This window comes from Rubritalea squalenifaciens DSM 18772, from assembly GCF_900141815.1.
Classification (GTDB): domain Bacteria; phylum Verrucomicrobiota; class Verrucomicrobiia; order Verrucomicrobiales; family Akkermansiaceae; genus Rubritalea; species Rubritalea squalenifaciens.
In genome coordinates this window covers 493035-518137 of record NZ_FQYR01000003.1, presented here as the reverse complement: position 1 = coordinate 518137, position 25103 = coordinate 493035, and the positions used below count along the sequence as shown (strand labels likewise).

Below are 25103 nucleotides of genomic sequence, written 5' to 3'. Positions count from 1 at the left end.
ATGTCCTGGAAACCAACAAAGAAGAAATCACGCCTCCCTCGCTGGATACCCGAATGGCTGAAAGTATGCATCAACGTATGCTTCAGACTCTTCCTCGTTGGTCTGGTTGCTTTTTTGGCAATCGCTTCCTATTTCTACTACAAGGCGTCTCAATTTGATCTCGATGAAGTAGCCAATCTAGATCAACACAGCGTGCTACTCGATGCCCATGGTGAGGAACTGGCAGTACTCGGCAACGCCTCAAACAAAATCGCAACCTATGAGGATTTACCGGAGGATCTCAAGAACGCCCTGCTCGCCCGTGAGGACAGCCGCTTCTTCGAGCACTGTGGGGTCGATTTCTACGGGTTGGGAAGAGCAACGGTAAGGAATATCAAAGACCTCTCTTTTACCCAGGGTGCTTCAACCCTGACCATGCAGCTCGCCCGAAACACTTATGAAATCAGGGAAAAATCCCTTCAACGGAAGCTGCTAGAGATTGCCCTGACTCTACGAATCGAAGCAAAATACGACAAGGACGAGATCATGTCCTACTACCTCAACCGGATTTATTTCGGTGAAGGTTGCTACAGCATTGAAGAAGCAGCGCAGCACTATTTCGGCGTCCCCACCAGCGAACTGGATTTGGGTCAGTGCGCTATGATTGTTGGCATCATACGCGGGCCGCATATTTTTAATCCTCACAACAACCTGCAGGCTGCCATTGAGCAACGAAACCAGGTATTGGCCCGCATGGTGGACATTGGGAAAATCACTCAGGATCAAGCTGAGGCGGCGATGAAAGCGCCCTTAAAAATTTCAAAAAAAAACGATGAAATTAGTGCCCGAAACTACGCTCAAGGCGCCATCATCAGTCACCTGAGCACCATCATCGACGAGCAAAAGATCACCGAAGGTGGGCTGAAAGTGGCTACGACTATTGATGCAAAGCTTCAGACTTCCTGCGAGAAGAGCATCACTTCGCTGGTCGCCGAGACTCCGGATCTACAAGCCGCCTCCATCATCATCGATAACAAGACCGGTGCCATCCTCAGCATCGTTGGTGGACGCGACTACCGGACACATCAGTTCAATATCGCTCTGAAAGGCAAAACTGAACTGGGAGACGCCTTCACCCCTTTCATCTATTTGGCCGCACTTGAACGACGACAGTTACCTATCAAGAATCAACCAGTTAAGACAGGGAAGCAAATCGGCAAGAAGGAAACCATCAGCATTGCTAAAAGGCTAGGACTCAACGGGATCTTCCTAGAGTCAGACATCTACAATGGCAGCGTACTCGTCTCCCCGCTTCAAGCGGTGACAGCCTTCTCCGTGATTGGAAACGAAGGCTCAAGACCGCAGACTCACTTCATTAAAGACATCAAGACTGCTAAGGATCTTACTATTTTCAAGAATAGTCCAGAGTCCGTACAGGTCGTCGAAGCTGGTAATTCGGCGGAGTGCCTGAAGCTTCTCAGTAAGCAAGGCAAGGTCTACCGCTACACATCTTCTTCAACATCCAAGAGATCCTTATGGGTCATGGCTACAAACAAAGCACAGACAGCCGTGATTTGGGTCGGCTATGATATCCCCCGTGATATTCCTAACAGGAAACAATTGCTCTCAGAAATGAATGAGCTTATCACTCAGTGGCTCAAATAAACTGTGGCGGCAAGAGTAAGCGCAAGCAAGCGCCTAGACGTGGAGGATAGACTCCATCAAACCAGAGAATACTCGCTTTCTTGACCTCCACTCCCTCCCCTCTGCTGCCTAACAGAGAATTAGCCAAGTACGAGAAATCTGGTTCATGCCCGTAGATAGCTACCCGCTGAAACTCTTGGTAAGCTACGAGCTCCTGCAATGCCTCCTCTGGCCTCATGCCGCAAGCTAACCATGGCTGAACAATAGGTTCCGGAGAGTTACTCATCTCGGCCACACCTTCTGCAGTCTCACGAGCTCTTAGCAAGGGGCTCGTTAGGTTTAGCTCTGGCACCAGATCATTCTTCTTCAAAAACATGCCGACAGAGCGAGCCTGTTTCCAGCCTTTCTCTGTGAGAGCTCTTTGACCATCTCCTCCAGGATGCCCATGATCCTCAGCCTTTCCGTGTCTAATCAGAAGAAGTTCCATCCCGCTTCTATAAGCTGATCCGACAATAAATAAAAGAAAATGCCGCCACGGAAAACCATGACGGCATTGATCAAATCTCTTGCTGAATTCAGCTTAGTTAGTCACGCGCATTGGCATGATCACATAAAGGAAAGAACCATCGATACGGACAACGCCTGGGCTCATTTCATCAATGAGATCAAGGTAGACATCCTCAGTCGTGAGGTTCTTCAGTGGAGCCATGAGGAACTCAGGGTTGAAGGCAATCGCGAATTCCTTGCCATCGTAGGAGATGTCAATCTTCTCACTCGCTTCACCGATATCCTGAGAATTTGCCATCAGATCCACATAGTTAGGACCAAATGCAAGCTTCACGGAATTAGACTTGTCTGAGGCCAAGAGTGAGACTCGGCGAATGGTTTCTAAGAAAGCTTCACGCCCAACCTGTACCCGCTCGGTGGTGTTGCCTGGAATTACCTGACGGTAGTTAGGATAGTTACCTTCGATGAGTTTGGATACTAGTAAGCTGCCATTGATCTCAAAAGCAATCTGTGAGTCAGTTAGCTTGACCACCACGTCACCTTCATCACTGAGCAAGCGCTGAAGCTCTTGAACAGCCTTGGATGGAATAATCACATCTGCCTCGTTGCTGCTTGGGAACTCAAGATCGTTTTCTACCATCGCAAGACGGCGACCATCTGTGGCTACGAGTGTCATCTTACCATCCTTGAAGGAAGTAAAGATACCATTGAGTACATAACGTGTCTCATCTGTGGAGATGGCGTAGGAGGTCTTCTTCAAGGAATCCTTCATGACCGCCTGGGCAATCTTGTATTCCTTGGCATCTTCAAATTTTGGCAGCGGTGGGAACTCATCTTCACCAAGACCGATGATTTTGAAGAATGATGGACCAGACTTGATGCTGGCATGATTCTTAGCATCTACAGATACCTCAACGTTTTCAGCCGGAAGCTCACGAACAATACTGACAAGGCGTTTTACAGGAAGAGTGGTAGAGCCCTCCTTCTCAATGTTCGCCTCCACAGAGCCACTCACACCGACGTCCAAGTCAGTGGTAGTCAGCTTGAGCTTGCCGTCAGCGGCCTCGATCAAAACGTTGGAAAGAATCGGCAAGGTAGTACGATTACTTACAACGTGTTGTACTTGTTGAAGCGCATCTAAAAAAGACTGCTTGGATATCGTGAATTTCATAAGAAATGGGCATTGTATCGACCCGGATTGAAGTCGAGGGATGTTCGGGAGCTAAATTGAACTCTTGCCCTATAAACGCAAGCATTCTTTGCCTTCACCCCCAATTTTTGCCGTATATGGCACATTTTATCGTCACAACCACAATATATGGAAGAGTTCACCCGTACACAGTTTGTGCCGTTTTCCTTAATTTTTTGAGGCTGACAAAAAAAATGCGCCCTCGTCATCTGACAAGGGCGCGGAACATATTGCGGTTTAGCAAGATAAAGAGGCCAGCAACTAGCGCTGCAGCATGGCATCTAACAGGTCGACTGTATCACGGACAGTCCCCTCTTTATCGATGCGCTGCTCAACTTTCTTCACAGCGTGAATCACGGTACCGTGGTCACGACCTCCGAAGGCATCACCGATCTCCATCAGCGAGCTAGGAGTCAGCTTACGGCTGAGGTACATAGCCACCTGACGAGCGAATGCGATATTCGCAGGTCTACGACGACTGCTCATGTCAGCCAGGCGTACATCGAAGTGCTCGGAAACAACCTTCTGGATAGAATCAATCGTGACGGTCTTGGCACCCTCTTCACGAAGGATGTCACGTAGAAGACTCTCTGCACGCTCAACGTCGACAGCATTTCCACCGAGAGAGGCAAAGGTTGCCAATCTAACGAGGGCACCCTCGAGACGACGAACGTTACTGCGAATTCTCTCAGCAAGGAAGCGGATAACTTCATCTGAAAGCTTCACATCCCAGTCCTCCATCTTGCGACGGAGAATAGCCACGCGTGTCTCCATGCGAGGAGACTGGAGCTCTACAGTGAGTCCACTCTCAAAACGAGAGATGAGACGAGGCTCAAAGTTTTTGATCTCGCACGCTGGGCGGTCACTGGTGAGAACGATCTGACTCTGCAGATCTAACAAAGTATTGAAGGTGTGGAAGAACTCCTCCTGAGAGCGTTCCTTGCCGGCTAAAAACTGGATGTCATCGATGAGCAGAACATCAGCCTTACGGTATTTGCGGCGGAATTTCTCCAAGTCCCCCTTCTTCACCGCATCAATGAACTGATTCGTGAATTTCTCACTAGTAAGGTAAACCACCTTGGCATCAGGATTCTCATCCACGATGCGCTGGCCGATCGCCTGCATCAGGTGGGTCTTACCAAGTCCGGATCCACCATGAATGAAAAGTGGATTGTAGGCCACTCCACTTCCTGAAGCGACAGCGGTACACGCGGCATGCGCAAACTCACTGTTCTGACCGACCACAAACCTCTTGAAGCTAAACAGAGGGTTGAGGCCAATCGTCTTCAGTTTCTTCTCGAGTTGACCATCATTAAGCTCACGCTGCTGCTTTCGAGCTGGCTGTGTACCTGGAAGCTGCACTTTCTCGACACGCTCTTCAAAGAGCTCTTCCTGACCTGCTACAGCAACACGGGCTACGACTGTGGCTTCGAGCACAGCACTCACAGCAGACTGCAGCTCGGGCATGAAGTTTGTCTCGATCCACACCTGGTGAATGTCACTCGGTACGGAAATACAGATTTCAGTTTGGTTGAGAGAGAAGCATTGGGCACCGGCAAACCAGCGGGCAAATGCATCCGTGCTAACGAGGGTCTTTAATTTTTCGGCGACGGCGTTCCAGATTGTGACGTGTGATCCATTGGGGGCATAGGTAGGGGTTGTTTCAAGTGTTCCATTTAATTGAGGTGTACTTTCTTGCATTGGGTGTGTTTCTTTCCGCTCTTGTGATGTTCCTTTCCTCAGGGGTTTTTCCCTGCAATATGTTGCTTCCTGGGGAACAGCATTTCGCTCTTATCGTAGTCGCCTACTTCGAGTCCGGAGACTTGGCCTCTCTCTGCTGCTCCTTGCGAAGCGGAGGAAGTTTTACACTAACATCTTTTGCGCGGTGAAAACTTTTTAAAAAGATCTCCGCATGCCAAAAAAAATTTAACGTTTCCACGGGGGTTCCACGCCCATTTTTTTTTAATACTTGACCCCCCCGATAGTTAACTTCTCTAAAGTATTATTTCCATCGACGCCGTAACCCCTTGAAACAACTAACCACAAGCTTTTCACCACTTATTCCCCAGTTAAAAACATCTACAAAAAAGCCCCTTTCTTTTAAAAAAGGGGCTTCCAAAAAGTTTATAATTTTACACAAGTTTACCGGATGGGTAAGTGGGCTTAGTAGCTTATCTTTTGTTTACGCGGAACAAGTAACCCAAAGGTAATGGTGATCACAGTCGTGAGAGGCCAAAACCAGGCGAAACAGAACGCTGCTTCCAGCTCTCCTCCTGAGGTCATTCTGTATGTCGGCAAGGAGAGTAACCAATCAATACTCACTCCAGCTTTCTTGACGAGAACCCAAATATCCATGCGCCCAAACATCGTAACCATGAAGGAAACAACTGCACCAATGATCAGGCCACGGAGACTGCCTTTGCCCATCAGAGAACAGAGGAACAATGCAAGTAAAGGCCCCATAGTATAAGCAGTCATTCCGAACGCCAGAGGCACTACAGGTATACCTTGCGCTGCAATCACCAATAAGAGTGTAAACGCGGTGAGTAAGATTCCCCACATAACCACGAGCATGCGTGACTTATGTACCAAATTTAGCTCCTCCAACTCTTCATCAGTTCGATCCTCAGGATGGTAAATGAAGGACAAGGTAGTTTGACTCAAGGCCGCCAATATAGAGTCTAGACTCGAAATCGCAGCAGCAAAGATCCCGGCTAGAATTAGGCCTGAGAGCCCGACTGGCAGTTGAGTGACAATCCACATCGGAAAGACATTATCTGGCTTGGATGGCTTAGCTACATTGGACACCAAATCTGCATACTCGCCTTCATTTCCAGGTTTTAAATGTTCAAGCGGCACACTGGGGTGCCCAATACGGGGCGCCTCATCCAAAGCTTTCTGCGCAATCAAAGCATCCGCCTCAGCATCCAATGTTTTGGTAATCCCCATCACCTCCCTACCCTCGTAGGCTTCGAATGGGTGTTTATCATAGTGCACAAACAATGCAGCTCCCACCAGAAGCATCAACAAAGTTAGAAGCTGTCCCGCTGAGCTCCAGATCAAAGCTTTGGCTGCAGCTTTGGCGTCTTTGCAGCAGAACATCCTCTGTGCATTCAGTTGATCTACACCAAAGGCTGTGAGGTTCTGGAACGGTACAGCAAGGATTGCCACCCAGAATGTAAACTTCATAGTCGCGTCAAATCCCCAACGACCATCCCAAACATTGGTTCGGCCGTAGTGTTCAGCGACTTTCCAATATTCAGCCCATCCACCATCCAGTGAACTGACCACCCAAAACAGTGCGGTTAGTCCCCCTAATGTAAACAAGCCAAACTGCATGACATCGGTCCAGATCACCGTCCTCATGCCTCCCATCAAAGTCCAGCCGATGGCAAATAGCCCTATGATGATAATACATATCCAAATAGGCAACCCAGTAACAACCTCCAGGGGAATGGCAGCAACAAAGACTCGAACACTCTGTCCAAGAATACTTCCTACCGTAAAGACAATGGTCGCCAACTTCTTAACGCCGACACCAAGTCGCTTACCCATATAGTCATACGGGCTATAAATCTCATCTTCGTAGTACTTGGGTACAAAATACAACGCCACGACTACCCTTCCGATCACCGAACCAATCCCCCATAATAAATAGGTAAAGTCCCCCTTCAGTGCAAAGAGTGTTCCCGCAACACCAATAAAGGTTACTCCCGAAATCTCAGTAGCGATAATAGAACCGCAAACGGCCTGCCAAGGCAATGACCTTCCTCCAAGGAAGAAATCACGTATCGTGCCTTGCTTTCCCCTCATTATATGACCCACAACTGTCGTCAGAATCAAGTAGCCAAAAATGACGGCCCAGTCGATAAGCGTAAAATACTCGTGAATTGCCTTATCCATCTTGCCGCGAACCCTAGCAAGGGCTTACACTCAAGTCGATAGAATTACTTTACTTTCCTTAACTATACAATGAGTTCCACACCAGACCTTCAGCAGCTTGCAGATCTTTTAAGAACGCGCCTCTCCATCATCGGCAACAAGGAACTGAGGGAGCAAAACCCTGAGGAGCAACTCCGCCAATTGCAGCAAGTCAGTGAATCGATTACCGCATTCCATAAGGAACACCGCGGCCACCTCCCCGCCCAGCTCAACCATTTCCTGACCCAGAGTAGCCTCAGTAAAGCACTGGATTTCATTGAGCAAGGGATGTAGTTACTTACTCATAAGAGCGACGCAAAAAATCATTTCGAAAATAAGCTAAAAGAATCTTGCGCGGGCAGCAGCTGCTTTCTATTCTGCCGCAGCTCGCGCCGTGGAAACTTTAACTGATTCTCCAACCTTCGTTTTAGGGATCATTCCAGCTCGTTGGGCATCCACCCGCTTCCCGGGTAAACCATTGCATGAAATTGCGGGAAAACCGCTGGTTCAGCATGTCTGGGAACGTTGTAAGGAATGCTCAAAACTGGATAGCATCATTGTCGCTACTGATGACGACCGTATTTTAGAGGCCTGCAAAGCTTTCGGAGCTGAGGCGGTCATGACATCGGATCACCATCCTACAGGAACTGACCGCATTGCAGAGGCAGCGGAACATTTTCCTCAGGCAACTCATCTCATTAACATTCAAGGCGATGAGCCACTCATCTGCCCAAAACTGATCGATGAGCTGGCTCAAGCCTTGCTTGATGACTCAGACCTCGCTATGGCGACAGCCGCCAATGCCTTCGATGATGAAGCTCTGAGCCACGATCCCAATGTAGTCAAAGTAGTCCTGAGGAAAGATGGAGACGCCCTCTACTTCTCCCGCAGCCCACTACCCTACCAGAGGAGCGCTAGCCCTGAGCTCACCCTCTACAGACACAAAGGCATCTACGCTTACCGCAAAGACTTTCTGCAGCAGTTCATCAGCTGGCCTCCTAGCCCGCTTGAAGTCGCTGAATCCCTCGAACAATTGCGCGCACTGGAGCACGGTGCCCGCATCAAAGTCATCATCACCGATGATACCTCAGGCGGAGTGGACACTCCGGAACAAGCCGTCCAAATCGAAAACATTCTCAAATCAACTATCTAACTTCTCACCATATGGCCCATCCAACCAAATACATCTTCGTCACCGGTGGCGTTGTCTCATCCCTGGGCAAGGGACTTGCAGCAGCCTCCCTCGGTACTCTTCTTGAGCACCGCGGCCTCGACGTTCTAATTCAGAAGTTTGACCCATACCTGAACGTCGATCCGGGCACCATGTCTCCATTCCAGCATGGCGAGGTCTATGTACTTGCAGACGGTGCTGAGACCGATCTCGACTTGGGCCACTACGAACGCTTTACCAACTGTGAGTGCTCCCGCCTCAACAACCTGACATCCGGCCAGGTCTTTGAGAACGTCATCCGTAACGAGCGTAAGGGCAAATATCTCGGTAAGACCGTTCAGTTCATTCCTCACTGTACTGATGAAATCAAAGAGCGTATCCGCCAAGTCACTCTGGCCAGCGACGCTGACGTGATCATCACTGAGATCGGTGGTACTACTGGAGATATTGAGGGGCACCTTTTCCTCGAGGCGCTGCGTCAGTTCTCCCTGGAAGTTGGTCGCGACAACGTCTGCTTCATTCACGTCACCCTTCTTCCCTTCATCGCAGCCGCTGGCGAGATCAAGACCAAGCCGACCCAGCAGTCCGTGGCCAAGCTTCGCGAAATCGGTATCCAGCCAGACATCATCGTCTGCCGTACCGAGCACGATCTCGACGAGGACAATCGCGCGAAGATCGCGATGTTCTGTAACGTGGAAGCCAAGAACGTAGTGGCCTTCCGTGACGTGGCACACACCATCTATGAGTGCCCTCTCGACCTTCGTCGTGACAAGCTCGATCGCCTTGTTAGTGACCGCCTCGGCCTCGAATCCGAAACTCCGGATCTTGAGCAATGGCGCCACTTCGTTGATCGAGTGATTAACCCGACTCACGAGGTCAGGATTGCCGTCGTCGGTAAGTACATCGAACTGCAAGACGCCTATAAGTCTATCTACGAATCACTCGTCCACGCAGGCGCTCAGCACGACACCCGCGTGAACATTATCCGTGTGGATGCAGAGAAAATCGAAGAAGAAGGCCCAGCCAATCAGCTGAAGGACATCGATGGCATCCTTATTCCGGGTGGTTTCGGCGACCGAGGCACTGAAGGCAAGATCATCGCTGCCAAGTTTGCTCGTGAGAACAAGATCCCTTATTTCGGTATCTGCCTCGGCATGCAAATCGCGACCATCGAGTTTGCCCGCAACGTTTGTGAACTCTCAGATGCGAACTCCACTGAATTTGACAAGGACACGACTCACCCTGTTATCTCCCTCCAAGAGGAGCAACAAGGAGTCAAGGACATGGGGGCTACCATGCGTCTAGGCGCCAGTGACTCCAAAGTCTTCCCAGGCACCAAGGCACACGAGCTGTACGGCTCTGAACTCATCACTGAGCGTCACCGCCACCGCTATGAGTTTAACCCTGCGTACCGTGAGCAAATCGAGACTGCTGGTCTCAAAATCAGCTCCGTCTCAGCAGACCAAGGTTTGGTGGAAATCGTGGAAATCCCGGATCACCCATTCTACATCGGAGCCCAGTTCCATCCGGAATTCCAGTCACGCCCTAACAATCCTCACCCGATTTTTGCAGGCTTCGTAAAAGCAGCGCTTGAGCAAGCCCAGAAGTAATCCACTCCCTTCTAATCACTCACCACCTATTTTTATGTCTATCGAAGCACGCATCGAAGAACTCGGTTACAAGCTGCCTGAAGTTCCAGCACCAGCTGGCTCCTACCTGAACTACACACGTTCCGGAAACCTCCTTTTCCTTGCAGGAGGCATTCCTCCAGTAGAAGAGACTTTTACTGGCAAAGTGCCAAGTGACACCGATGTTGAAACAGCCCAGGAAGCTGCTCGCCTCATCACCCTGAATCGCCTCGCAGTTGTCAAAGACGCCATCGGCTCTCTCGACAAGGTAAAACAGATCGTGACCGTAAACGGATTTGTAAACTCAGCACCTGACTTCTACGGCCACCCAACAGTCATCAATGGCTGCTCCGACCTATTGGTTCAGATCTTTGGGGACAAGGGCAAGCACTCCCGCACAGCCATGGGAGCTGCCGCCCTCCCTCTCAATGTCTCTGTTGAAATCAACATGGTCGTTGAAATAGAGGACTAAGCTCTCTAGCAGATTTTTTATTCAAAGGGGGGCACATGCCTCCCTTTTTCATTTCCAGATTCAGTCAGATTGGTGTAGTATCATCACCCTCTATCAGAATCGCATTTTATCTAACTTATTTTTATTATCGTGCATCAGCTAAAGTCTATCCACTTTCCGCATGATTTATCAGGCTTCTCGGAGATTATCGATGTTCGTTCACCTGACGAATATGCGCACGATCACATACCTGGTGCAATCAACCTCCCTTCTCTGAATAGTAAAGAAAGGGCGGAAGTAGGCACTATCTACAAAAAGAACCCCTTCGAAGCACGCAAGCTGGGAGCTGGCTACATCTCCAAGAACGTCGCTCACCACCTGTCCACCTACTTGGCTGACAAAGATTCTGGATATCACCCACTCCTCTATTGCTGGAGAGGGGGCATGCGGTCTCGCTCCTTTTCGTTCATCCTCCAGTCCATTGGGTGGAACACCCATATCGTATCTGGCGGCTACCGCGCCTACAGAAAATTTGTCATCGCTGAGCTGGAACGGATCCTGAGCCACCCACAACTTCAATTCCGTGTGTTTTCGGGTGTCACCGGAGTCGGCAAAACCAAACTCCTCCATCAACTGAGTGACCAAGGTGCTCAAGTACTGGATCTGGAGGGTCTCGCCAACCATAAAGGATCCTTATTAGGAGCCCCCAAGTCTTCCGAGCAACCCAGCCAGAAAAACTTTGAGACTCGCCTCTGGCATTGCCTCAAGGACTACGACCCCAAAAAAGCCATCTTTACTGAGTCCGAGAGTAACCGGATCGGCTGCGTCCACTGCCCACCCGCACTATGGAAGAAGCTCTCAGAATCTGAAGTCATCAACCTAGCACTTGATCTGGATGAGCGCGTAAAGCTCCTTCTTAAGGACTATCCTCACTTCTGTGATGATCCTGAGGGACTGAGCACCCTCTTGGAGCACCTAGTCAGACTTCGCGGGCGTGAGCAAGTCACCCATTGGCAGGAGCTGATCAAGAACGGTCAGTGGAGTGAGTTCACCCGTTCCATTCTAGAGAATCACTACGACTTGGCATACAGGATGCCTGGTGAGGATAACTCCAACTACCCCGCGCCATCCCATTCCTACACTTTGGAGGATTCCAGCACAGCCTCCTATCAATCTTTGGCTTCGAATATCATCCAAAACCACATACACTCATCTATGTGATCTATACCGACGCTCACCTGCATCTTCAGGACCCAAGATTCTCCGGCCAAATCGATGATATCATTACGACGATGCGAGAGGCTGGCATAACTCGATGTGTGGTTAACGGGACCAGTCCAGACGATTGGCCGAAAGTGTCCGAGCTAGCCAATCGTCACCCAGACTTAATCACCCCCTCTTTCGGTCTTCATCCATGGAAAACACCCTGCCATGATGATCGCTGGAAAGAAACCTTGCTCCAGTATCTGGATAAACATCCAGACGCCTGCCTAGGGGAATGCGGCCTGGATCGCTGGATGAAAAACCCTGACCGCCAGGCTCAGGAAGAAGCCTTTCTCTTTCATCTAGCCTTGGCCGCTGAGCGTAACCTCCCCCTCTCCATTCACGTACTGAAAGCCTGGGGCTGGCTCATGAATCTACTTGAGAACCATGCTCTTCCTCAAAGAGGATTTTTGCTCCACTCTTACGGAGGCTCACTTGAAACAGCCAAAGAGCTTCTCAAGCTTGGCGCCTACTTTTCATTTTCTGGCTACTTCCTCTCCGAACGCAAAGCCGGAGTACGCGAAGTCTTCGCTCAACTCCCTCTAAATAGACTCTTACTGGAGACTGACGCCCCGGACATGACACCACCAGACAAGTTCAGACCCTACCCCATGTCGGAAAATACCAATCACCCTGCAAACCTCCCCTCCATTGCATCTGGATTATCCTATTATTTGCAAACATCTACAGCTACGCTAGCTTCCCACATAAACGCTAATTTTCAGAGATTTTTTGGCGTGGAATCGAAAATCATCTGACGTATTCATGGGGATATATCTTCTTCAATGAGTATGTAACATTCAGTGTAAACATGACTATGCGTAACTTCCTACTCACCTCAAGCATCGCGATCGCAGCATCCTCCCTCTGTTTCGGCCAAGCCGGCGACAGAAAAGGACATGTAATGGAAGATCCTATCCCTATCGATACGATCCCTCCATCACCGTATCTTGATCTTGAGGCAGCTCTCAAATCATTCAAATTAGCTGACGGTTTCACACTCGAGCCTGTGGCTACCGGCGACTACGTCAACAAATCCGTCGCACTCTCGTTCGATGCAGATGGTCGCATCTGGTCCTGCGAAATGACGGAGTACATGAATGACTTTGACGCGACAGCCGAGCGCGCACCGAAAGGTAAGATCCGCGTACTCGAGGACACTGACGGTGACGGCAAAGTCGATAAAGCGACAACCTTCCTCGACAAACTAGTCGTACCTCGAGCCGTAGCTGTGACATCAGATGGCTGCCTCTACACCAATGGCGATGCGCTCCTGTTCATCAAACGTGACGGTATCAAGCCTGTAGGCGAACCAGAAGTCGTGGACCCCAAATATGCTCAGGGAGGCAATCCTGAACATGCTGCCAATGCTCTACTGCTGGGTATCGACAACTGGTATTACAACGCCAAACACGACAAGCGCTACCGCCGCATCAACGGCAAGTGGATCAAGGAGGACACCTATGGCCGCGGCCAGTGGGGTCTCGCCAAAGACAATGCCGGACGCATCTACCACAACCATAACTCATGCTACTTCCAGGCTGAGCAATTCCTTCCCAACTTCCTGCACGGAGTCAAAGGCTTTGAGCCGAAATACCCGATGTCTAAGAACCTAGGATGTTACGACACCTACCCGATCCACAAGACCCCGGGCGTCAACCGTGGCTACATGAAAGGCGTGCTACGCTTAGACAAAGGGCCTCTCCACGGAACATTAGCCAAGCCTACCGCCTCCTGTGGAATCACCATATACCGCGGCGACAATTTCCCAGAAGAGTATCAGGAAATGGGCTTTTCCTGTGAACCTGCCGGCGATCTGATCAAAGCCATCAAGATCAAGCGCAACCAGCACAACATCGCTTCCGGCTCCCAGGCTTTCGACAAAAAAGAATTCCTGGCCTCTAATGACGAATGGTTCTGCCCAGTAAGTCTTTATACCGCGCCAGACGGCACCCTGTACATGGTCGATATGTACTTCGGTCTTTTACAGCACAAGACATACATGACCACCTACCTGCGCAAGCAGTACGAGCACCGAAACATGGACCGAGCTAAGCCATCCACCGGTCGCATCTACCGTATCCGCTACGCGAAGAATCCAGCAGCCAAAGTAGAAAAACTTTCCGAACTCAAAGGCGAAGAACTGCTTAGCTACCTGACTCACAAGAACGGCCATTACCGCGATACAGCGCAGCGCCTCATCGTAGAACGTCAGGACCGCTCCGTAATAGCAGCTCTCTCTAACGACAAAGTTTACGACTCCAAACAACCAGGCTACGTGGCCATTCACGCCCTCTGGACTCTAGATGGCATCGATGCAGCCACCCCTGCCGTCATTATCAAGGCCCTGAAGCACAAAGACCATGATGTTGCTAACAGCGCTCTGGAGATCGCTGCTAAGCATCGCTGGACTGACGAGGTTCTGGCATCAGAAGTCGCTAAACTTGCTAGCACTCCACAGAACATTCACGGTGTGGTCAAAACACTTGTAGCCCTTGGTCAATCAGCAGAAGCCCTCAAAATTATCGAGATGAATCCAAAGCTCCGTGGACTCAATGAAGCCTTCGTCAGCGGCCTTGGCCCTGACATCAGCACCTTTGATGTGAGCACCGTCAAATCCGGCTCCTTGGTGAAACTCATCGCAGCCGCCAAGAAAGCTGCAGGGCCTCATCAGGAAAAGCAGCGTAAACTTGAAAAGTGGGCGCACGAGAGCATCAAGCGCGGAGCTGACATCTATGTAGTGAAAGCCGCCTGTGCAGGCTGCCATGGACTGAAAGGTCAGGGAGCACCTAACATGGGGCCTCCGTTAAACAACTCTGAGTGGGTCACGGGTGATGCTAACCGCCTCGCCAAAATCCTCCTCGTTGGTATCCAAGGCCCCATCATGGTCAACGGTCAGCTCTACAAGGCCCCTAACATCATGCCCATCATGCCAGGCTTCCATCAAAACACTTCGATCAGTGACCAAGACTATGCCGATGTCATGAACTACATCCGCAACTCTTGGGACAATGAAGCTCCGTCCGTCAAGAAAGACATCATCCCTGCTGTCCGCAAAGAGGTTGCTGAAAATAATTTCCTGCCTCTCGACGCAGAAGAAGAGCAGAAAAAAGCCAAAGCTCAGGCTAAAAAAAAATAAGCTCAAGCTCAGCTAGCAGTTCAAAAACAGAAAAAAGCGCAACTCGGCCTCAATGGCCTTGGGTTGCGCTTTTTGTCTTATTGATCGGGTCAGGCTTGTTCGTTTTCTGGAAACGCCCTAAATCATGACTCGCAATTCTCTGAGTTACATCAGCTGGGCGCCAGCTTCTGCTAGCGGACTGCGCTCACCTCTAGAGAGTGATATATGCGCCGTGAATGGCTGCCCTTTCAGTCGGTTTCTCGTATAGACCAGACCGTTACTACGACTATCCACATAAGGGTTATCAATCTGTGCAGGATCCCCTACCATCACGAGCTTGGAACCACGTGACATACGAGTCACAACGGTCTTCGCCTCTTGTGGTGTCAACTGCTGTGCTTCATCCAGCACAAAGAAGCGGTTCGGGATGGAACGCCCCCTGATGTAGCAGAGAGCTTCGATCTCAATGACCCCCTGCTCCAGCAGATGCTCATAGGCTTTCGTAGGCTGCAAGGCTGCATTGGCGGCCTCTTTCTTCGCTTGCTTGCGTCGTGGTCCCTGCTGATGAGGATTAGGTGGCCCCATCAGAAGCTCCAAAGCATCGTAGATCGGCTGTAGCCATGGCCTCATTTTCTCATCCAAGTCGCCAGGTAAGAAACCGAGCTGCTCACCCATTGCGACAACCGGCCGGCTGATCGTAATACCGTTGTACTCACGGTTAAACATTTCATGCAGACCTGCCGCAATCGCCACCAGTGTCTTACCCGTACCCGCCTGACCGTAGCAAGTCACCAGTGAAATATCCGGATTCAGCAAGGCATCGATCAGGCACTTCTGCCCCAAGTTCAATGGCTTGAGGTGATGCCCATCTGGTATTCTAAGCACCTCTGGAATTTGCAAGCGGACAAAGGTCCCATCGGCATCCAGCCTAGCGGGCATGGTCTGCTTCTCGCTGGCTTTCAGCAAGACATACTGGTTCAGAACCACGCCATTGCGCCGCTCATGCTCCAAAGAAAGCTCACCAGAGCTCGCAAAACGCTGAAGCTCGTTTGGATCGACATCCACAGACATCAGCTCGTAGTTAGATACCTCTCGAGGATCTACTTTGTCATTCAGATAGTCCTCGCATTGGATATGAACAGCCTTGGCCTTGAGCTGCATGTTCAAGTCCTTGGTCACTAAAATCACCTTACTATCGTTATGCTCCGCAAGTAGCAACGTAGCCGCCAAGATCCGATGATCGACACGTTCCCGGTCTGGAAAAACCCTGAGGAACTGTGCGAGCATTTCCGAGTTATCCATGCAAAATGTGGGATCATAGATGACCAATCGCACCGTCCCTCCACCTTCGGTAGGGACACCAGTAGTCACTGATTCCCCGCTATTAAACATCTCAGTCAGCCTGCGGTGCACTCTTCGCGCATTGGCGCCACGCTCGGATTGCTCATTCTTGAACTTATCCAGCTCAGAAAGCACATCGGTAGGAATACAGATATGGTGTTCAGCAAACCTGCCAAGACATGCGGGATCATGCAGTAGAACATTGGTGTCCAACACGAAGTTCTTGGCGGTCTGGTTCGGGGCTTTGATTCCGAATTCCTGTAGTCGCCTTTTGCCTCCCAATTTTGAGGTTTCATTCTGGGTGCCCTGCTTGGCTGCAGCCGACTTCAGTTGGGTTGTTTGGCTCATGCTTAGTTTTCACACAAATGCGGCGTTAAAGGAGGAGCAAGTGCACCCCTCGCCGCTGGGGGACCTGCAGTACCATCCATGACAGATGGCCATTGGAAAAAATTATTCAAGTCAACTAAAGTATCACAACATTCTGTCCGTAAAATCAACATCAATCTTACTCAACATTGCCTGACAACACACGCAAAAGAGCACATCTCGCTGTAAGACAGCAGTCAGCAAACGCCCCTCCCTAGTAGAAAATCTGCGCTAATTCGTGCAAAAAATGACGTGCAATAATGACAGCTCACTACTATGTAACCCAGCAGTGAAAGCTCTTGTTAAATCTAAAGCGGAAGAAGGTCTCTGGCTCGAAGACGTACCAGAACCAGAAGTAGGTCCTATGGATGTTTTGATTAAGATCAAAAAGACATCCATCTGTGGTACTGACGTACATATCTGGAAGTGGGACAAGTGGGCCCAGAAGACCATCCCCGTCCCTATGACAGTCGGTCACGAATTCTGTGGTGAAATCGCAGCTGTCGGTGACGGCGTCAGAGATTTCAAGGTTGGCGAACTCGTCTCCGGTGAAGGCCACATCGTCTGTGGTCACTGCCGCAACTGTCTTGCTGGCCGCCGCCATCTCTGCCCGAATACTCTCGGTGTAGGAGTCAACCGTACAGGAGCTTTTGCCGAGTACCTCTCCATCCCGGCAGTCAACGCCTACAAGGTAGACCCATCCATCCCTGAAGATCTCATCTCCACTTTCGACCCACTCGGTAACGCTGTTCACACAGCGCTCTCATGGGATCTGGTGGCTGAGGACGTTCTCATCACAGGAGCTGGTCCAATCGGTTGCATGGCAGCCTCTGTAGCCAAGTTCGCAGGTGCCCGTCACGTTGTTGTCACAGACGTTAACCCGTACCGCCTTGAGCTCGCTGAAAAACTCGGCGCCACCCGCGTGGTCAACGTGGCTAACGAGAACCTCAACGACGTCAAAAAAGAGCTCGGCATCAAAGAAGGCTTTGACGTCGCACTGGAAATGTCCGGTCACCCAAGCGGCCTGAATGACATCCTCGAGCACACCTCCAACGGCGCTAAAGTTTCCCTTTTAGGCATCTTCCCTGAGAATGTTGCCATCGACTGGGACAAAGTGATTTTTAAAGGACTCATCCTCAAGGGCATCTACGGCCGTGAAATGTTTGAGACCTGGTACAAGATGACCTCCATGATCCGTGCTGGCATGGACACCTCAGCCGTCATCACCCACAAATTCCATTACACCGATTTCGCCAAAGGATTCGAGACGATGCTCTCCGGCCAATCCGGCAAGATCGTTCTAGATTGGGAGTAAAGCGAAATACCCTCCAACCTATATACCTACAATCGCGAGCCGCACCCTCACAGGTGCGGCTTTTTTCTTACCCTAGAACAGCCATACCGGGCGCTCTCATTACAGCAAACCTTCATGATCCCAACCAGACTGTATCTTAGACAGAAGCACCAATGGCACCATTTGCCCCCCAGCCTCTATTCTATCAGAAAATGTTACTAGTTTGCCATGGACATTCATACATTCCGCATGTTACTGGCAGTCCGTCCCTTTTGGACAACACCTCCAACCACCCTCTCCCTCACTATGGCTACATCAAAATCGGCTACCCTAGCCTGTACCCTCCTATCCCTATCAACGATTGCAACCTATGCTGCGACTGGTGACCCGCTCGGAACTGAGCTGCGCCTGGCCCAAGGCGGCACTGGAAACCATGACGACTATTTCATGGATTACCGTAGCACCACGGCTCTCACCAACGGTACAATTGTTGTTGGCTTCAACTCACGTCACAACAGCGCGGCTTCACCTCAATCTCCCGATGGTGATGACTATGGTGGCTACTTCCGCATGTATACCAAGGATGGGGTCGTGATCGGCTCAGCGCCCATATCACCCTACTCTGACATCAATGCCTCAGGCACCGGCAGACAGAGAGGCCCAGTGGTGCAGGCATTGACTGGTGGAGGCTTTGCCGCAGTGTGGCAATCAAGAGGTGGTCCCGGAGACACGGACGATGGAGATGTCTACACCCGAGTCTACAATGCAAGTGGCGTGGCTGTTTCTAGCACCATCCGAGTCAATGAGAATGATCCATCGGGTGTCGCTGACGAGCAGCGGGAAATGGCAGTCGTCGCCCTTTCCGGCGGTGGCTATGCAGTGGTCTGGCGCGATGACAATGACAACAGCGGCAATAAAGACGACCTTTATGTTCGAGCATTCAATGCCAACGGAACCGCCAAGGGGGCAAGTGTACAGCTCGGCTCCAATACTCTTCATGGGCCACTATTTCAGGATTTCAGTGATGCTGTAGCTCTTGATGATGGAGGATTTGTGGTTTCATGGCGTACACGGACTTCAGGCAGCAGCGGCACTGGTACAAGCGCTGATGGCACGAATTCTGGCTACGGAGCATTCTACCAAGTATTTAATGCGGACGGCACAGCAGAAAGTGCCGTGCTTTTCCCATACAATGACATCAACCCAAATGGCACTGGTGGACAAAACACACCCAAGCTGGCAGCTTTGAGTGGTGGATTTGCGATCACCTGGCACTCTACTGGCGGCCCAGGAGATGTCTATAATCCAGGTAACACCAGCAATGGAGGCGACACCTATACCCGAGTATTCAACAATGCTGGCGTGCCAAATGCCACTGGCACTGTAAAAGTCAATGACCTGCAAACCTCCGACGAGGAAACACCAACAGCCATCGTGGCTCTGACCGGAGGAGGCTACGCAGTAGTCTGGCGTGACGACGACGAAGTAGGTGGAGTCAACAAAGACGACTACTATGTGCGCGCCTTCACAGCTGCGGGTGTAGCTCAAGGTGCCAGTGTTCAACTCGGCGATGCGAACCACGATGCCAAGTTTCAGGACTTTGGCTCACTCATTGCACTCAGCGATGGAGGTTACGCCGCTTCTTGGAGAACTCGTAGTGAAGGCAGCAGTGGCTCAGGAGCCAGTGTGGATGGCACGAACTCTGGATACGCATCTTCTTTCCAAGTCTTCAATGCAAACGGTACCGCCCGCTCTACGGTGACCTTCCCCTACTTTGACATCAACCCGAATGGCACAGGTGGCCAGTCGAGTATGCAACTTGCCCCTATCGCAGCTGGAGGCTTCGCGGCGATCTGGACATCAGTCGGCGGACCGGGAGATGTGGCTGCCTCAGGATCCACAAATCCGACAACAGGTGGAGATGTCTACACCCGCCTCTACAATAACGATGGCACCGCTGCCAGCGGCACCAAACAAGCACACGTTGCAGAGCCAACTGGCACCAATGACGACCAAGCAGCTGTCGAGGTGATTGAAGCCCAGGGCAGCTACGCGGTTGTCATCAAAGACGACAACGAAGATACGAACAACAAGGACGATTACTTCATCCGCTTCTTTGAGTCTCCTGAGGTCGTAGTGAATACACCTCCAACACTTTCGTTGACAGGAGCAAACCCGTTTTATGTCGAGTGTAATATTGATAGCTTCACCGACCCTGGTGCCACAGCCACAGACGCAGAGGATGATGACTCTACTCTCACTGTGACCAGTTCCGGAACAGTCAACACCGCAGTATTAGGTAGCTACACGATCACCTATAACGTCAGCGATAGTGGCAACGCAGCAGCCACCCCTATCACCAGAACAGTCACCGTCCGCGATACCACTAAGCCAGTCATTACCCGGACTGGAGCAGCCCTTATCTACCTCGAACAAAAGGTCGACAGCTACACCGATCAGGGAGCCACGGTCACGGATGCCTGTGATTCCACTGTGTCTGTCGTCACTGGGGGTGCGACAGTAAACCCTAACGTGGCAGGTAATTATGTGATCACCTACAATGCCACGGATGCCTCTTCCAACGTCGCTACACAAGTAACCCGTACCGTAACTGTGCGTGACACCACTCCCCCAACGATCACTCGCAATGGAGTAGCCACTCTAACACTTGAGGCCGGAGTAGATAGCTACACAGAACAAGGAGCCACCGCTACGGATATCGTCGATGGTTCAGTAGGCGTAACCATCGGTGGCGACACGGTGAACACCAACGTTCCCGGAGTTTACACCGTCACCTACAATGCCAAGGATGCAGCCAATAACAGCGCTATCCAAGTCACACGCGTCGTCACGGTCCGAGATACGACACAGCCTGTCATCACCATCATAGGCCCATCCGTTCTGACCTTGGAAGCCACTGTTGATACTTACACAGAACAAGGTGCGACAGCTACGGACAACATTGACGGCTCTTTACCAGTAACGATTGGTGGCGACACGGTAAATACCAATGTCCCGGGGACTTACATTGTTACCTACAACACCAAAGATTCCTCCAACAACAATGCTACCACAGTCATACGAGTCGTCACTGTTCGAGATACCACACCACCAGTCATCTCTCGCATCGGTGCGGCTACCCTCACGGTGGAAGCAGGAAGTAGCTACACTGACCAAGGCGCTACCGCGACAGATTCAGTAGACGGAAACGTCTCTGTCACCGTAGGCGGAGATACTGTAAACACCAGTGTCCCAGGCAACTACACCATCACCTATAATGCTAAAGATGCAGCTAATAACAACGCTGTTCAGGTCACACGCGTAGTCACCGTGCAGGACACCACTGGACCTGTGATTTCACTCACAGGACCGAGCACTCTCACGCTTGAAGCCGGTGTGGACAGCTACTCCGAACAAGGTGCTACAGCGACAGACAATGTCGATAGTTCAGTCAGCGTGACCATTGGCGGTGATGTAGTGGACACAAACGTGCCTGGCACCTATACCGTCACTTACAATGCAAAAGACTCACTTGATAATGCAGCAACTGAGGTAACTCGTACCGTAACCGTGCAGGACACCACCCCGCCGGTTATCACGCTCATCGGGGATGCCAGCATCACCCTACAAGCTGGAGTAGACAGCTACTCTGAGCAAGGAGCCACCGCAGTCGACATCATTGACGGCTCAGTCAATGTCGTTATTGGAGGCGATACCGTGAATCCTAACGCGGTCGGAGTCTATACCGTGAGCTACTACGCAGAGGACAGCAGATCAAACAACGCTCAAATCACACGTACGGTAAATGTGGTTGCCCCTCCACAGTACTCCATTGTTGCACTCAACTCTTCAAAACTCGAAGGAAATTCTGGCACGACAGAGCTAACCTTCACCGTATCCCGTACCGGCGCAACCGACCGCTCAGGCTCCGTGAACTGGGCGATCACCAACTTGGGAACTCATCTCAACAGCAGCGACTTCCTGGCTACCTCAGGGACTCTTAACTTTGCTGCCGACCAAACTTCACAGGTTCTCACGATCCTGGCTCAAGGCGATCAAGTGGTAGAACTGGATGAACAGTTCACCGTGGAACTCAGCCAGGCCCTACCTAGTGGAGCTTTGATTAACCCTTCAGCGAAAAGTGCCCAAGGCACCATCCAAAATGATGATCAGGCCAGCATTGCCATCTCAGCCGGCAGCGTGACTGAAGGTGACTCTGGGACTCCTAAACTTACCTATAGCGTCACTCTCACTGGAGAGGTTGATACTGCGGTATCTGTCGACTTTGCGACTCAGGACGGCGGAGCCAGCGCAGGTGATGACTACACAGCCAAAAACTCTTCCATTACCCTGAGTTCAAGTGCTGCCACGACCGTCACTGTGGACGTTCTTCCTGACAACCTCGCTGAAACAAATGAAACAGTCACGGGATTGCTGTCCAACATCGCTGCAGGTTCACGTAACGTGATCTTCACCAACACGTCTGCTCTGGCTACGATCAATGATGACGATGCCAAGCCAGTTGCGGTCGCAGACTCAGGCTATGAAGTTGATGAAAATCGCTCCGTGACCGTCCCTGCGGCTACAGGCCTTCTGGCGAATGATACCGATGAGGATGACGGCAATGGCTTTGCCAACCTCACTGCTGTAGAAATCGTAGATAACCCTGCCCATGGTGTCATCCAGCTCCAGCCAGACGGTGGATTCACCTTCACTCCAACAGCCGACTACTTCGGTCCAGATACTTTCAGCTACCGTGTCAGTGATGGCACCAACACAGCTGTTGGAAATGTCAGCATTACCATCAACGAGCTCAATGTAGCGGACATCGCGATCAGCTCCGAAGTTCTTCAGAGTTCACTGGTAGCTGGTGGCGAAGCTCGCGACACCTTCCGTGTCACCGTGACGAACAATGGCCCGGATCACGCCACAACGATCAAGCTAGCTCAGCTACTCTCACTCCCATCAGGTGTAGCCACTGTGAGTGCAGTGCCTTCATCCGGGACAATCACGGACGACACCTGGTCACTCGACCTACTCAACGGTCAAAGCGCCACGGTCGTGATCAGACTACAAGCAGCAGACTCAGCCACAGCTGGTGCTGATGTGATTAGCCTGTCCACTAGCCTCGCTAGTCTGAAAGAGGTGGATGAAACACCAGAGAACAACCTCTCTGCGGTCACTGCTTCCGTTGTCAAAGCGACAGAAGTCACCATCACCAGTGGTACACCCACCATTAACCCTCAGACAGGTCTCATCGAGGTTCTGGTAACTATCAACAATACCAATGCGAGCACCATTGATGGAGCACGCATCTATGTGAGTGGATACCCTAGCAACACGACGCTGTATAACGGTACAGGAATCCGCTCATATGGCAATCCAGCCGTCGCCACAGAATACCTGCTCTACAACATCTCCATCCCAGCAGGCACCAGCGTACAAGTACCTGTGGTCTTCTACCGTGCAGATCTCGACACAGCGTTTAGTCCTGACTTCAACATAGAGCTACTATCCACTCCAGAGGTCGTACCTGTAGGAGTAGGCTCACCTGCAGGAGTCTTCCGCATCATCAAACGCCCGGGAAATGCCTATATGATCGAGCTCGATACCGAGCCAGGTGAGCGCTACCGCATTGAGTACAGTGATGATCTAATCAACTGGGTTGGCGTTCCTACCGTGGTTCCAGCCACTACAAACCGGACCTTCTGGACGGATAACGGACTACCTGACACCAGCAGCCACCCATCTACCAAATCCAGACGCTTCTACCGCGCCTACAAGCTTCCTATTGAGGAGTAATCACTCTAACCAAACCTCTTCACCCCTTGAATACCATGTTTACACGTACCTCCCTCATCACTGGGCTGCTACTCTCCTCTTGCTCAGTCTATACCTTTGCAGGCACCGCGGTCTCTCTACCATTGGATACCGCCGAGGAACCATCCAGTCCGTGGCGCCTTCGCTCTGGTGTCATGTGGAGAAAAACCGGAGCACTAAGCATCAGCCCAGATGCTTTCGGCGCCTACACGGCCGGGCTCCCCGCCTTCACCAGTCATGTTGGTGAAGCTGACCAAGATGCCGACCGCACCTACGCTGACGGCTTTGTTAACATCGGTGCCGCCACTCCTAACACTGGATTGACCTCTTACTGGGGATACGACAATTCCAGCCAAGTTGTAGGAGACAGCATTACCTTCAACTCGACTCCGATCACTACACTCACTAGTGCAGAAGCAGCCAAAACCGGGGACAGCACCTCAGCGGTTCCCTATATCGAGCTCGCCTATCTCGTGCCGGTCAATGACCAGTTAGAAGCCGGCGTCTCTCTTCAGTTCGCCTTCAATGGCCTTAGCTCAAGTATCAACAGCACACTGGATGAAGCTTCCGTTGTGGTTTCAGATACCTATAACGTGCCATCAGGCTTCATTTTCCCATCTCCGGGTTATGTCGGTACGTTTCCAGGTCCCGGACCACTGATTAACAATCAGCCTGACTCTCGCACAGCAGTATCCACACCGATACAGAGTTACGCGTATCAATTCGAAGCCGACACTGACGTCTACAGCCTTGCCCTTGGAGCCGAGCTACAGTGGCAGCCCAAAGGTTCTGTCTATGTGGGCTTTTCCAGCGGCCTAGTGATCAACTATGTCGACTGGTCAGCTAGCTGGTCAGCGCCCACATTCTCCGGATCTTCAGCATCTCAAGCAAGCTTTGGCGACGACGGCGACGATATCCTCTATGGCTTCTACTCCAAAGCAAACATTGGCTACCAATTAGACGAAAACTGGAGCCTCGAAGGCTTCTTCCGCTATGACTGGACCGAGTCACTGGAGGAACGAGTCAGCACCACAGCCTTTGATGTGAATCTCTCCGGCTGGAGCGGCGGCGTAGGAGTCACCTATCGCTTCTGATTCCCCCCTGCTTGATTCTTTTCACAACTTAAACTCACCTGCTTGGCCACTTTCTCTCAGAGAGTGGCCAAGTCTATTCTAGATATAGAACGATTTTCGTCCTGCCCGCCATAATCCCGTTATCCTTCAATTTGGTCCATACGGAAATCACACGGACTTGAGAATCATTTACGAGAAATGCTCCACATACTAGCTAAAATGCCTAAGGTCCATCTTGAGCCGTAACCTAACAAGTTAGGCTTCTTTTGTTACCAAACTTCACCTAAATTCAACTATGAACATTTAGTTCACGGAATCCATCTAGAAACCCAAACAAA

16 protein-coding genes are annotated in these 25103 nt (G+C 51.0%); 11 read left to right on the top strand and 5 right to left on the bottom strand.

Annotation, left to right across the window (positions count from 1 at the left end):
• Nucleotides 1-1644 carry a transglycosylase domain-containing protein gene (locus BUB27_RS07555; RefSeq protein ID WP_143183208.1) on the top strand — a complete coding sequence of 548 codons (1644 nt, stop codon included), beginning with the start codon at nt 1-3 and terminating at the stop codon, nt 1642-1644.
• On the opposite strand, the gene BUB27_RS07550 is transcribed toward BUB27_RS07555, so the two are convergent.
• The 4 genes from BUB27_RS07550 to BUB27_RS18895 form a co-directional block, all read right to left on the bottom strand.
• A complete protein-coding gene (locus BUB27_RS07550; protein ID WP_143183207.1) occupies nt 1637-2110 on the bottom strand; it encodes a SixA phosphatase family protein in 474 nt (157 codons plus the stop codon). The two genes, BUB27_RS07555 and BUB27_RS07550, sit on opposite strands and share 8 nt — an antisense overlap.
• Nucleotides 2111-2203: 93 nt before the next feature.
• Nucleotides 2204-3301 (bottom strand): DNA polymerase III subunit beta, encoded by a 1098-nt coding sequence (dnaN, locus tag BUB27_RS07545; RefSeq protein ID WP_143183206.1) that lies wholly within the window; start codon nt 3299-3301, stop codon nt 2204-2206.
• 279 nt (nt 3302-3580) lie between these two features.
• Nucleotides 3581-5020: a chromosomal replication initiator protein DnaA gene (gene dnaA, locus BUB27_RS07540; RefSeq protein WP_143183205.1), complete on the bottom strand. Its 1440-nt coding sequence runs from the start codon at nt 5018-5020 to the stop codon at nt 3581-3583.
• A 462-nt stretch (nt 5021-5482) separates the two neighbouring features.
• Nucleotides 5483-7222 carry a sodium:solute symporter family transporter gene (locus tag BUB27_RS18895; protein ID WP_159434859.1) on the bottom strand — a complete coding sequence of 580 codons (1740 nt, stop codon included), beginning with the start codon at nt 7220-7222 and terminating at the stop codon, nt 5483-5485.
• 69 nt (nt 7223-7291) lie between these two features.
• On the opposite strand from BUB27_RS18895, the gene BUB27_RS07530 reads away from it, so the two are divergent.
• The 7 genes from BUB27_RS07530 (at nt 7292) to BUB27_RS07500 (ending at nt 14892) form a co-directional block, all read left to right on the top strand.
• Nucleotides 7292-7534 (top strand): hypothetical protein, encoded by a 243-nt coding sequence (locus BUB27_RS07530; protein WP_143183204.1) that lies wholly within the window; start codon nt 7292-7294, stop codon nt 7532-7534.
• Between the two features lie 100 nt (nt 7535-7634).
• Nucleotides 7635-8393 (top strand): 3-deoxy-manno-octulosonate cytidylyltransferase, encoded by a 759-nt coding sequence (gene kdsB, locus BUB27_RS07525; protein ID WP_143183203.1) that lies wholly within the window; start codon nt 7635-7637, stop codon nt 8391-8393.
• 11 nt (nt 8394-8404) lie between these two features.
• Nucleotides 8405-10021, top strand: coding sequence for a CTP synthase (pyrG, locus tag BUB27_RS07520; RefSeq protein ID WP_143183202.1), 1617 nt, complete (start codon nt 8405-8407; stop codon nt 10019-10021).
• Nucleotides 10022-10055: 34 nt separating this feature from the next.
• Complete coding sequence (locus tag BUB27_RS07515; RefSeq protein WP_143183201.1) at nt 10056-10511, top strand: RidA family protein; 456 nt, start codon at nt 10056-10058, stop codon at nt 10509-10511.
• Between the two features lie 129 nt (nt 10512-10640).
• Nucleotides 10641-11711, top strand: coding sequence for a tRNA 2-selenouridine(34) synthase MnmH (gene mnmH, locus BUB27_RS07510; RefSeq protein WP_143183200.1), 1071 nt, complete (start codon nt 10641-10643; stop codon nt 11709-11711).
• Complete coding sequence (locus tag BUB27_RS07505) at nt 11708-12511, top strand: TatD family hydrolase (RefSeq protein WP_159434858.1); 804 nt, start codon at nt 11708-11710, stop codon at nt 12509-12511. Before mnmH ends, BUB27_RS07505 begins: the two co-directional genes overlap by 4 nt.
• Before the next feature lie 53 nt (nt 12512-12564).
• Nucleotides 12565-14892 (top strand): DUF7133 domain-containing protein, encoded by a 2328-nt coding sequence (locus BUB27_RS07500; protein ID WP_143183198.1) that lies wholly within the window; start codon nt 12565-12567, stop codon nt 14890-14892.
• A gap of 144 nt (nt 14893-15036) precedes the next feature.
• Here the strand turns inward: BUB27_RS07500 and BUB27_RS07495 are convergent, their stop codons facing one another.
• Nucleotides 15037-16560: a PhoH family protein gene (locus BUB27_RS07495; protein ID WP_143183197.1), complete on the bottom strand. Its 1524-nt coding sequence runs from the start codon at nt 16558-16560 to the stop codon at nt 15037-15039.
• Between the two features lie 307 nt (nt 16561-16867).
• On the opposite strand from BUB27_RS07495, the gene tdh reads away from it, so the two are divergent.
• The 3 genes from tdh (at nt 16868) to BUB27_RS07480 (ending at nt 24786) form a co-directional block, all read left to right on the top strand.
• Nucleotides 16868-17893 (top strand): L-threonine 3-dehydrogenase, encoded by a 1026-nt coding sequence (gene tdh / locus BUB27_RS07490; protein WP_143183718.1) that lies wholly within the window; start codon nt 16868-16870, stop codon nt 17891-17893.
• A gap of 285 nt (nt 17894-18178) precedes the next feature.
• A complete protein-coding gene (locus BUB27_RS07485) occupies nt 18179-23674 on the top strand; it encodes a beta strand repeat-containing protein (RefSeq protein WP_159434857.1) in 5496 nt (1831 codons plus the stop codon).
• A gap of 35 nt (nt 23675-23709) precedes the next feature.
• Nucleotides 23710-24786 carry a TonB-dependent receptor gene (locus BUB27_RS07480; RefSeq protein WP_143183195.1) on the top strand — a complete coding sequence of 359 codons (1077 nt, stop codon included), beginning with the start codon at nt 23710-23712 and terminating at the stop codon, nt 24784-24786.
• Nucleotides 24787-25103: the final 317 nt, after the last annotated feature.